At 69.6% G+C, this 10,737-nt stretch carries 8 protein-coding genes and 3 pseudogenes; 3 read left to right on the forward strand and 8 right to left on the reverse strand.

What is annotated here, in order from left to right; all coding sequences use genetic code 11:
* The 7 genes and pseudogenes from ACIHCQ_RS44030 to ACIHCQ_RS44060 all read right to left on the reverse strand — a co-directional run.
* Positions 1-103 (reverse strand): annotated as a pseudogene (locus ACIHCQ_RS44030) (IS6 family transposase); the annotation flags it as partial.
* Positions 104-536: 433 nt separating this feature from the next.
* Positions 537-749, reverse strand: a complete 213-nt coding sequence (locus ACIHCQ_RS44035; RefSeq protein ID WP_399674893.1) for a hypothetical protein — start codon at positions 747-749, stop codon at positions 537-539.
* A gap of 120 nt (positions 750-869) precedes the next feature.
* Positions 870-1,001 carry a hypothetical protein gene (locus ACIHCQ_RS44040; RefSeq protein ID WP_399674895.1) on the reverse strand — a complete coding sequence of 44 codons (132 nt, stop codon included), beginning with the start codon at positions 999-1,001 and terminating at the stop codon, positions 870-872.
* A gap of 134 nt (positions 1,002-1,135) precedes the next feature.
* Positions 1,136-2,041, reverse strand: coding sequence for an HAD-IC family P-type ATPase (locus ACIHCQ_RS44045; protein WP_399674897.1), 906 nt, complete (start codon positions 2,039-2,041; stop codon positions 1,136-1,138).
* The gene (locus tag ACIHCQ_RS44050; protein WP_399674900.1) at positions 2,038-5,730 is read right to left on the reverse strand and encodes an HAD-IC family P-type ATPase; all 3,693 of its coding nucleotides are present in this window, start codon (positions 5,728-5,730) and stop codon (positions 2,038-2,040) included. The genes ACIHCQ_RS44045 and ACIHCQ_RS44050 overlap by 4 nt, the downstream gene beginning before the upstream one ends.
* A 597-nt stretch (positions 5,731-6,327) precedes the next feature.
* Positions 6,328-6,420, reverse strand: a pseudogene (locus ACIHCQ_RS44055) (phosphate ABC transporter ATP-binding protein); the annotation flags it as partial.
* Positions 6,421-6,457: 37 nt separating this feature from the next.
* Positions 6,458-7,555 (reverse strand): integrase core domain-containing protein, encoded by a 1,098-nt coding sequence (locus ACIHCQ_RS44060; protein ID WP_399674901.1) that lies wholly within the window; start codon positions 7,553-7,555, stop codon positions 6,458-6,460.
* 211 nt (positions 7,556-7,766) lie between these two features.
* Between ACIHCQ_RS44060 and ACIHCQ_RS44065 the strand changes: the two genes are divergently transcribed.
* Together ACIHCQ_RS44065 and ACIHCQ_RS44070 are read left to right on the forward strand one after the other, a co-directional pair.
* A complete protein-coding gene (locus ACIHCQ_RS44065) occupies positions 7,767-8,162 on the forward strand; it encodes a hypothetical protein (RefSeq protein ID WP_399674903.1) in 396 nt (131 codons plus the stop codon).
* Between the two features lie 339 nt (positions 8,163-8,501).
* Positions 8,502-9,088: pseudogene (locus ACIHCQ_RS44070) on the forward strand (transposase); the annotation flags it as partial.
* Positions 9,089-9,161: 73 nt separating this feature from the next.
* Here the strand turns inward: ACIHCQ_RS44070 and ACIHCQ_RS44075 are convergent.
* Positions 9,162-9,590, reverse strand: a complete 429-nt coding sequence (locus ACIHCQ_RS44075; protein WP_399674905.1) for a DUF4240 domain-containing protein — start codon at positions 9,588-9,590, stop codon at positions 9,162-9,164.
* Positions 9,591-10,293: 703 nt separating this feature from the next.
* On the opposite strand from ACIHCQ_RS44075, the gene ACIHCQ_RS44080 reads away from it, so the two are divergent.
* Positions 10,294-10,725 carry a hypothetical protein gene (locus tag ACIHCQ_RS44080; protein ID WP_399674907.1) on the forward strand — a complete coding sequence of 144 codons (432 nt, stop codon included), beginning with the start codon at positions 10,294-10,296 and terminating at the stop codon, positions 10,723-10,725.
* The last annotated feature ends 12 nt before the right edge of the window (positions 10,726-10,737 follow it).

The following is a 10,737-nucleotide window of genomic DNA, read 5'->3' on the forward strand; positions in this document are numbered from 1 at the left end:
CCTCGCGGAATGACAGCGGGAAGCGGAAGTACAGCCACACACAGTGGGAGATGACCTCGACCGGATACCGGTGACCCTTGTACGACGGCGACACGACCCCCACAGACAGCCCCCTCCAGCACGATCAACCCGAAGATCATCCCACCCGGCCAACCAACGTGACAGCGCCAAGCCCTCTTATAGACGCAGGTCAGGAAGGCGCTCGGGTTGTCGTGGACGGCCAGGGTGGAGTTCGTCAGGAGCTTGCGGGCCTGGCGGGCGGTGAAGACGACGCCCTCGAAAGCCGGGGCCTGTCCGGCGGCGACGATCGCCCTCCGTGCGGCCGGTCCGGAGATCCCGCCTCCGGTGGCCCGGTCCGCAGCGAGAGACGCGAGGGTGTCGGCGGTCGCTCTGGCGGTCTCGATGTCGAGCAGATCGTGGATGCCGTCGCGGCTGCGAGAGGCATAGCCGGCACTGACTGCGGTTCGCATGTGGCCGTACTGAATCGCCAGGGCAACCAGTCCTCCCGGGCGCGGGCGATGTGCCAGGCGAGGGACCTACGAAATCGGCCCGCCCGATGTCCGGCTGGCCACGCCGCCCACGACCGTCAGCGCCGTCAGCGGCAGCACGACGGGTCCTGCGGCCGCGGCGAGCTGCTTACCCTGGTCCCAGCGATGCGGCGCCCTGCCGGCCAACACCGCCGTCCCCCGGTGCGCGGTGAGCGTCGTGGCCACCGCCGGCACGAGCTCTTCGTGAGTGCGGTCGGACATCACTGCGACGATCACGCTGCCCGCCCGCCTGTTGCGGTGAGCAGGTCCAGGAGGGCTTCCCGCCGGATCTCGAGTCGCTCGCCTCGCTTTCCAAATACTCCTGTCGGGACAAAAACTCTTCTAGGCCCCAGCCGCCATGGGCTGCCCGCTGGAGGTGAAGTTCTTCCAGAGCTGGCTGAGAAGACGGAGGGCGAGCGCCTCGATCACGGCGACCGCCGCCCGGGCGAGGATGGAGGTGAGCAGGTGCGGCATAGCGAGCCGCCTTTCTTGTGGATGCTTGTCCGTACCGCTCCTTTATTCGGGTTTAGAGCCTCGTACAAACAGAACGCGAACGACCTCCAGGTGAACTCTCGGTGACGCTCGGGCGCGGCACTGATTGCCCCGTCCTACCGGAGGCGCCTGCTGTGAGCGGCGATGCCTTGCATCGCGGCGGGCAGCAGTACAGACCCCGCTGCCGCCGTCAGGCCGATCGTCCAGCCCACTGGACCAAGGGGCCGGCTGCCGAAGAAGTGGCTGAGGCCGGGGACCGCCACCACGAGCGCGAGCGCCGCCAGGGATCCCACGGCGGCCACGGCGACCACCGGGTCGCGGCCCGCGTCCGCGAGGGTCTGCAGGAGCTGGGAGGCGACGAGGGCGACCAGTGCCACCGTGCCTGCCCGGGCCCTGGTGCCGGTCGCCCGGGCAACGATCCACGCGCTGCCCGCCGCGGCCGCTGTGACAGTGGCGCGCAGGCGGATGTGCCGGGTGAGGGCTCCGCCGAGCGAGACCTCGGGTCCTTCCGCGAGCAGTTTCTCGGCGCGGCCCGCCGGTGGCCGGGCGGCGATGGCCATGGCCGGCAGCATGTCCGTGAGGACGTTGACGAGGAGCAGCTGACGGGCGTTGAGCGCGCTGCGTCCGGTGAGCAGACTGGTCGCCAGGACGAAGGCGATCTCCCCGAGGTTTCCGCCCAGCAGGATGCCCAGTGCCTTGCGGACCGAGGCCCACATGGCCCGGCCCTCGATGATGGCGTCGACGATGGTTTCGATGCGGTCGTCGGTGACCACGACGTCGGCGGCGGCTCGGGCCGCGGGGGTCGCCCGCGAGCCGATGGCGATGCCGACGTCGGCGATCCGGATGGCCGGAGCGTCGTTGGCGCCGTCGCCGGTCACGGCGACGACCCGGCCGGCCGCACGCAGCGCGGCGACGATGCGTACCTTGTGGGCCGGGGTGACCCGGGCGAAGACCTGGATGTGCGGCAGCGTTCGCGTGAGGTCGGCGTCGTCGAGGGCGTCCAGCTCCGCTCCGGTCATCATGTGCCGCTCTTCGTCACGGGCTGCAGTTCGCCGGCGATCGCGGCGGCGGTGCTGGGATGGTCTCCGGTGAGCATGACGATCCGCACCCCGGCAGCGGACAGTCGGCCGACGCTCTCCGCGGCGGTGGCCCGTACGGGGTCCGCCAGGCCGAGCAGGCCCAGCAGGCACAGTCCGTCGACGTCCGCGTCATCGAGCGCTGCGGGAGTCCGCGCGACGCGGTCCGGCAGGGCGCGTTCGGCGACCACGAGCACCCGCAGGCCGCGCCGGGCGTGCCGGTCGATGTCCCGGTCGATCGCCTCCCGCAGCTCGGCGTCGAACGGCCGGGTGCTGTCGTTCTGCCGGATCCGGTCGCAGCGGGCCAGGACGACCTCCGGTGCGCCCTTGACGACCAGCCGCGTCTGGTCGCCGGCCCGGCCGAGCACCGCGTGATAGCCACGCTCCGGTTCGAACGGCAGCTCCGCCAGCCGCTCCCAGCCGCCCGCCGCCTGCGGCACCACCAGGACCGGGGCGGCACCGGCCCGGTCGGCACCGGCCGCGATGGCACGGTCGGTGGGGTGGGTGAGCGCCGAGGCCGGGCCCGCCGGCCCGGCCAGGGCCGCTGTGGCCACGACCTCGCGCAGCCGCGGTGTGAGCTGTTCGAGCGGGCGCCGCTCAAGGCCGTCAGACACTAGCTGGAGGCTGATCCTGCCCTCGGTGAGCGTGCCGGTCTTGTCGAAGCACAGCACGTTGGTGCGGCCGAGCGCCTCGATGGTCGGGGCGCTGCGCACGAGGGTGTTACGGGTGGACAGCCGGCGGGCAGCGGCCAGCTCCGCGACGGTGGCGACAAAGGGCAGGCCTTCGGGTACGGCGGCGACGCACAGGCTGACGGCGGAGCCCAGAGCCGCACCCAGGGGCTGCCTCCGTGCCAGACCGACGATGAACAGCACGACGCCCGATGCGATGGACAGCGGCAGGAACCAGCGGCCCAGGGCGTTCAGGCGGCGTTCCACCCCGCTTTCCGGCGCTCCACCAACCGGGGCCGCCTGTGCGGCGCTGCCCGCCTCAGTGGCGGTCCCGGTGGCGACGACCACGCCCAGAGCGCTGCCGGCCGCTACCGTCGTGCCCTGGTACAGCATGGAACGGCGGTCCGCGACCGCCTGCGCCGCCGTCGGCGCGGGTGTCTTCAGCACGAGCTGCGACTCGCCGGTAAGGCTCGACTCGTCTGCCTCCAGGCCCGTCGCTTCCACCACCCGGCAGTCGGCGGGTACGGCGTCACCGGCACGCAACTCGATCACATCACCGCGCACCAGGTGGTCGGCGGTCGTCTCCGCGGGTGCGGGGCGGCCCGCCCTGAGCAGCCGTACCCGGGCCGAGGTCGCCTCGACGAGCCGCTCCGCCGCCCGGTCGGCCCCCAGTCTCTGGGCCCCACCGACGAGGGCGTCGACCCCGAGGACGCCGCCGATGAGCACCGCGTCCAGTACGGAACCGAGCGCCGCCGAGATACTCCCCCCGATCGCGAGGACGGGCGTGAGCGGGTTGGCCAGTTCCTCCGCCGCCCTGCCGATCAGGGTGATGGCGCCCGTCGGCCGTTCATGCCCGTCGAACTGGCGGCGCCGTACGGCTTCGGCGTCGTCGAGCCCCTGCGGCGAAGTACCGAGCCGGGCCAGGACCTGACGCACTGTCATGGCGTGCCAGGGCGTTTGTTCGACCGCGGCCGGGGCCGGGCGGTTGCGCAGCCTCAGCCCTGCCCAGGTACCCGCTCCGAGCCCGGCGATGGTCACCGCGTCGGTCACCAGGCGGGCGCGCGCCCAGGCGCCGGGCCGGGGCACGGCAAGCGCCATGGCCGCGCCCACAACGCCGCCCATCTCTTCCAGGCGGACGCACAGTCGGCTCAGCCTCAGGGCCTCCGGGACAGCGGTCAGCAGCAGATGCGCCACGTCGGGCGGACCGGCGACATCGGCGTCCCACGGGACACGCCTGACGCCGGTGGTCACCCCGATGCCCAGATCGGCGCGGACCAGGGCGCGGCGGGTGCGGGTGGCGACCACGGCGACAACGCGGCCTTCCGCCTGAAGGGAGCGGACCAGCGCGGCCGTGCGGGTGCCGCCGGTGGGAACGGCCTCGTCCAGCCCGAACCGGCGGTGCAGCCCGGGCGGGCCTCCCACGAGCAGCACCTGCCCGCACCCGCGCGCTGCCTGTACCAGGTGCTCGGCGAGCGGGTGCAGCTGCGGCACCAGACCGGCGACGGCGACAGGCCTGCCGTGCCGGATGACGAGCAGGACGCTCGCGCCGTGCTCGGCCCACTCCGCCACCATGGCGGCCGTCTCCCGGGGCAGCGCCGTGTCGGCGTCGTGGTCGCCGTCGAGTGGGCGCAGTGCCCATCCCGCGCGTTCCTGCGGCTGCGAGGGGTCGGCGCTGTCGATCAACTCGTAAATCGTGGCGTGGATTTCGTCGACGTCCGGACCGGCGTACGCAGTCCCTTCAGGCGCGGCCCTGGCGGACGGCCGGTGGCCGTGAGCGCCGCCGGGCCCGCCTTCGTCCATGTCGGGCGCACCGCCGGGCCGCGCGCCGCAAGGTGCCAGGGGTACTACGGCGCCCACCGTCCAGGTAGGGGTGGCCAGCACGCGGGCGTCGAGGACGACCGTGTCGATACGGTCGAGGCGGCGCAGCGCCTCCGGCCGCAGTACAAGGGCCCCCCGGCCGGACGCGGCCTGCCCCACCGCGCAGGCGAAGGACTCGCGGCCGAGCCGCGGTGCTCTCGGGATGCCCGCGATCATCAGGGCCAGAGCCCGGTCGTGGTCGGCGGTGACGGCAGCCGTGAGCCCGTAGGCCGCGAGGGCCGCCGGGACGGCCACGTTGGCGTACCGCTCCCCGGGGCCTGGCGGCCTCGGTACCGGCCGCTCGTAGTCCGGTGCGGCGTCATGGCGGTATGCCCCCTCGTGCCCGCCCAGTCGCAGCGCCCAGTGCTGCCAGGCCTGGCGCACGGCCTTGGCCTCCCCGTACCGGGCACCGGCCAGGAAAGAGGCCACGACAGGGCCGAGCAGGCGGAACGTCAGCGTCGTGGCGAACAGGTTCGCCGTGGCCCAGCCGGTCTCGGCGGCCGCGGCACCGAGCTTGCGAGCGGCGGCGTCGCGCAGCCACGGCGTGGTCTCGGTGAGCTGGATCAGCGCCGGTACGACCGGTGGCAGACCACGGATCCGGGCGGCCCGGCCCACCACCGCCACACCGAACGAGGCGAGACTGGCACCGAGTTGCACCGCCGCACCGACCTGCGCCTCGGGGCCGCCGAGGAAACCGACAGCGCGCGGGGCCCGCTCCGCGCCGGCGCCTGCCACACCCCGGCCTTTCCTGCGGTCGGTCTGCTCAGTGGCGGCCTCGGCTTCCGCTTCGGCTTCCACGACAAGACGGACTATGTGATCCAGGTCCGTTCCGGCAGGCTCGCAGCCGACGTACACACAGCCGAGCGTCCCATTCACCTCGGCCCGGCTCACCCCCGGCACACCGGTCAGCCGGGCCTCCAGGTCGCGAGCGGCCTCGACCGTCCCGGGCCGTCCCAGATGACGCACCTCGATCTGCACACCACCCGGAACCTGCCACGTCCGACGTGTACGCGGCACCAGCACACGTCCGAGCACCGACAGAGCGGTGGGCACGGCGGTCACCGCCCCTGCGGCGGTCCGGACCGCCCCGAAAAGGAATGACCGGATCACACTGCCTCCACCCAACAGTCAGCAGTGGTGCACGTACGCCGATGCGGTCTCGGAAACGGCATCCTTCCACCAGTATGGCCAGCCGCCTGCGTCGCCGTCCTGCGCAAGCCGCGGCGGAGCCTGACTACGGTCAGCTGCACGTCCGACGAATGAGCAGGTCAGGGGCGATAAGTGGCGCAGTGTGCAGCAGGCCGTCCGCGAGCGCCCAGGATCGATGGTCGATAACAACCACTTCATCCAATATGGGCCCATACGGGCGAATGGAGGATCCGGAGATTGCACCCGCGACCACGAAACCCACTCCCAACCGCTCCGAGGCCACCTTGCGTTCGAAATTGCGAGGTTCATGCACGGCTGTTGAGTCGCTCTGCCGCTTCCGGCCCATCCGGGCCGGGCGCCGGTCAGACGGTGGCGGAGTCCAGGATGTCGCCGACACGGCGCAGGCCGTCTTGGTTCACCGAGAACCAGGCCCAGTGCCACGGCGTTCACGCATCAGCAATCCGGTATCGGTCATGAGTCGCAGTCGGTCACACCGCAAACACCCAGACCTCACCAGCGGGCGCGGCGCGCAAAAGGCAGCATCGTGTCGTGGGGGGATCAGCCGAAGCGGCCGGAGATGTAGTCCTCCGTGCGTTGGTCGGAGGGGTTGGAGAAGATCCGGGCCGTCTCGTCGTACTCGACCAGACGGCCGTGGCGTTGTCCTTGCCGAGAACCTCGTCCGTGCAGGTCATGCTGCATGGTGGTACTCGTGGAGGATGCCGCCGAGGCGGTCGCGTCGTCGTATGCTGAGGCGGGTGATCTCGTCCGGATCGGTGATCGGCGCGGGCAAGGGGTGCAGCGGGCGGGCGTTCGCGATGCCCTGGTGGGGCCGGTGCCCGTTGTAGAAGTGCTCGAACTCGCGCAGGGCGTGGAGCAGATGCGGCTGGTTCCAGATCAAGGTACGGTCCAGCAGTTCGCGCCGGCAGGTCTGCACCCACCGTTCCATGAGCGCGTTCATCCGCGGCATCCGGACACCGCTGAGTACGACCTCCATCCCCGCGTCCTTGAGGACGGCGTCGAACAGGGCCGGGAACTTCCCGTCCCGGTCCCGGATCAGGAACCGCGCCCGGCAGCCTGCGTCCTCGAGATCCATGACGAGATTCCTCGCGGCCTGCGCCACCCAGGCAGCGGTCGGATGCGCGGTCGCGCCCAGAACCCGGATCCGCCGGCTGGCGTGCTCGATGACCGCGAACACATACAGCCGCGCCCCGGACAGGGTGACGGTTTCCAGGAAGTCGCAGGCCAGCAGGGCGTCGGCCTGGGAGCGCAGGAAGTTTGCCCAGGTGCTGGAGCTCCGTTCGGGCGCTGGGCCGATCCCGGCCTCCTTCAGGATCTCCCATACCGTGGAGGCGGCCACCTTCACGCCCAGGACGAGCAGTTCGCCGTGCAGGCGGCGGTAGCCCCAGCTGGGATTCTCCCGCGCCAGGCGCAGGACCAGAACGCGGACGGAGCGCACGGTGCGCGGCCGTCCCGGGCGCTTGGCCCGGGAGTCGACGGCGTGCCGACGTGCGAAAAGGTCGCGGTGCCAGCGCAGCACCGTGTCCGGCCGAACCAGCAGCCGCACCCTCCGCAGCACGTCGCGCGGGAACCGGTGCAGCAGCGCGGCCAGGAACATCCGGTCACTCGGGGCGAACCGCACCTTGTCCTGGATGAGTTGGCGCTCCAGCACCATGAGCTGATGGCGCAGCGCCAGGATCTCGGCGTCCTTGTCCCGGTCGCTCATCGGCAGCAGGCGCAGCATGGCGAACGTGTTCGTCACGCCCAGGTAGGCCAGTCGCAGCAGCACAGCCGGTCATCATGCCGCGGCGATCAGCAGTCACGCCAGAGAGCCTCCAATGCAAGCAACCGCGACACCCTGTACACAGCTCCCACCTGGACGGATGAGATATTCGGCAAGGGCAACGCTTCCGATGGAACTCGTCTACAGAGCCGTATGAGAGACGATGCGGCTGAAAAGCCTCTCCTGAGCCGGGCATTCCGCTGCCACGTTGAACATCATGAACATGATGAAGCGAATGGCGGCCGTCGGCACGGCAGTTGCTGCCCTCGCCGCCGGGGCACTGGCCACGGCTCCCACCGCCTCGGCCGACTCCTACAACGGATGCGCGTGGCCCAGGGTCTGCTTCTACCAGACCGACAGCCAGTGGTCCAGCGGGAGCCCCACAGCCGCGTACCAGGACGTCACCACCTACTACCAGAACCTCGGCCCCAACAGCCGCGGCGCGGACTGGGTCAACAACACCCGCAACGACGACCGGGCATATCTCCGCTACATCGTCAACAGCACCGGCGCAACGCAATACTTCTGCCTCCTGCCGAATCACCATGCGTACTTCTCCTCGGCCTTAACCGTGACTGGCATCAGGATCGACACAGCGTCCAGTTGCCCCTGAGTTCGTGCGCCTGTCCGGAGCCGACCTCTCTCAGCCAGGCCGGAAATCTGACCCCCGCCGTTCTCGTCGGCGGGGGTTTCTTCGTGCCCGGCAGCTCCCGCAGCATCACCGGTCACGTACTTCGGCGTACCGTGCTGATCACCCTTGCCCACCGTAAGAGGAGGGTGTCCCGCCGTGACCACGCACGCGGTGCCCGGCGCTGACTTGTTCTTTATCTTCCGGTCTCGAACAACGTCCCGAACGGGGTCACTCACCAGGGAGTTTGCCGGACGTGGGGGCGGCCTTCGCCTGATCCTGTGCTCCGACCAAGGAGCGCACGTGACCGAGACGAAGGCCGTAATGGCGAGTCTGCCGCCTGATGATGTCCGCTCGGAAGCGTTCGCGGAAGCGTCACGCTTCCGGGGCGCCTTCTACGCATGTCTGACCGCCCGGCGCGACGAATTGTTCGAGTTGGTGGACGCGGTGCTGTGTGCGGACGGCCCGGTGAAATCGCCGGTGGATCTGACGTTGGTGCCCGAACACCGGCGTGGGCACGGCGCGTTGTACGGCGCCCTCAACCGCGGCGGGGTGGACGTCGACCGTCTGCGGACGGTGCTGGCCGGGTTGCCGCTGCCGCGTTTCGAGGGCGGACGCCTGGTGCTCGCGGTCGACGTGTCGCCGTGGCTTCGCTCGGACGCTCCGTGCTCGGACCAGCGGCTGTTCTGTCACGTCTACGGCCGGGCGAAGTCCGCGTCACAATTCATCCCGGGCCGGCCGTACTCCTTCGTCCCGTCCTGGAGCCCGGCGCCACCTCGTGGACCGGGATTTTGGACGTGGTCCGGCTCGGACCCGAGGACGATGCGACCGCGGTCACCGCCGCCCAGCTCCGCGCTGTGGTGGAGCGGCTCATCGCGGCCGGCCAGTGGACGCCTGGGGACCCGGACATCACGGGATCAGGCACAAATTCCGTGAGGACGATCAAGGTGGTTCAACTTCGTCACCAGACGTGAGCGACGGCGTTCAGTCAGCCCAGCCCGCGGTGTTCGAGTACGACTCATAGGAGTAGCGGGTGTTGCGGTCCCATTTCTCGCCGGTGATGCGTTCGTATGCATGGTCCGGTGTGTAGAGCAGGCTCTCGGCCCAGATGAGGTTGGTGGCGTACGGGACAAAGTCCGCAGGGTCTCGGATGACGCTTTCGAACGCGGTGCGGCCGGCGGCGACGACCGCGCAGCGTGTGTAGAGGAAGGCGTCGCCGGACAGGCCCTCTCCGTGTTCCTTGCGGTCCAGACGGTAGAGCGTCCATGACAGCTGTTCGGCGAAGCCGGTGACCACGAACAGCGGGGACTGGGCAAGGCGGTCGGTCAATTCAGCTGCAAGCCGTTCGGCGTCGGGGTCCGGTCCTGTGGGCCTGCACTCTTCGATGAGCTGCCAGAAGGCGTCTTCGTTCATGCCGGTGAGCATGACGCACCGGTCTGACACTACGGCTGCGGTGTCCCCTTGTTTCCTGCTGCCGTCAGGAGGACACGCTTGCGGAGCAGGGGGAGCTTGGCTCGTCCGAACATCTGGCGTTTGGTGTGTCCTGAACGCAGAGGGGAGTCGATGTAGGTCGAGTTCTTGATGCGGTGCTGCACGGATGATGAAGGTTTTGGCCCTTCGGAGTCGCCCTGCGGAGGGGGATTCCAAACCACCTCATGCTGCGTTGGCTGAAGACCGTCGTGGTGAGCGATGAGGAAAAGGCGCCCGTGAGGCGTCAGGTGGGGATCAGGAAGACGAACGTAAGTGAATCGTTGCTGACGTGTCGAAACAGATACAGACGACATCAAAACCGGGGTGTCAAGCGAATCCCGGGAGGAGCCTGGCGGGCGTTCCGCTTACTGGCCAGGCGGTGTCCGGCATGTAGACGACGTGAGCCTGATCTGCGGCTTCCGTGTGGAACAGGAGAAGGCGTGCCCGGACAAGCCCTGCCCGTGCGGGCGGGGGAGAGGGAGTGTCCCAAGCGGTGACCCCGTAAGGGATTGAGTACCGTCGCCGGGCACGCCGGCGGACCGGTTCGTAGTAGCGGTGATGTCCCTGTAATGAGGGTGGAGCGAAGGGACCGGGTTGTCCGTGGCTGGTTTGTTCGATCAACCGGAAGTGCTCCGGGAGGAGTCGCGTGAACAAGCTGAAATCACCAGACAAGCCGTTCGAGATTTCGAAGCGGGCCGTCTGGGAGGCGTGGGGGAAGGTCAAGGCGAATAAAGGCGCACCCGGAGTGGACGGGCAGACGATCACAGAGTTCGAGTCCGATCTGAAGAACAATCTGTTCAAGATCTGGAATCGGATGTCATCGGGATCGTACTTTCCCCCGCCGGTGCGTGCGGTGGAAATCGAGAAGGCGCACGGCGGCACCAGGATGTTGGGTGTGCCGTCCGTCGCCGATCGGATCGCGCAGACGGTCGTGGCCCAGGAGTTGGAAGCGAAGGTCGAGCCGATCTTCCACGCTGACTCCTACGGCTACCGCCCTAGGGCCTGTTCCAGGTTCAGATCACTGTTCGGTCAAATGCGGCCCGTCGGGTGGCCGCGAAGCGGTAGATGTATCGGGTGACGCGTGGTGATC

Origin of the sequence: Streptomyces sp. NPDC052236 (assembly GCF_044548015.1) — a bacterium.
GTDB lineage: Bacteria > Actinomycetota > Actinomycetes > Streptomycetales > Streptomycetaceae > Streptomyces.

What these genes read in the sequence shown, in the direction of transcription:
- ACIHCQ_RS44075 (WP_399674905.1), bottom strand. Translation starts at nt 9,590, where the DNA reads ATGAACGAAGACGCCTTCTGGCAGCTCATCGAAGAGTGCAGGCCCACA.
- ACIHCQ_RS44065 (WP_399674903.1), top strand. Translation starts at nt 7,767, where the DNA reads ATGAACATGATGAAGCGAATGGCGGCCGTCGGCACGGCAGTTGCTGCC.
- ACIHCQ_RS44040 (WP_399674895.1), bottom strand. Translation starts at nt 1,001, where the DNA reads ATGCCGCACCTGCTCACCTCCATCCTCGCCCGGGCGGCGGTCGCCGTG.
- ACIHCQ_RS44035 (WP_399674893.1), bottom strand. Translation starts at nt 749, where the DNA reads ATGTCCGACCGCACTCACGAAGAGCTCGTGCCGGCGGTGGCCACGACG.
- ACIHCQ_RS44045 (WP_399674897.1), bottom strand. Translation starts at nt 2,041, where the DNA reads ATGATGACCGGAGCGGAGCTGGACGCCCTCGACGACGCCGACCTCACG.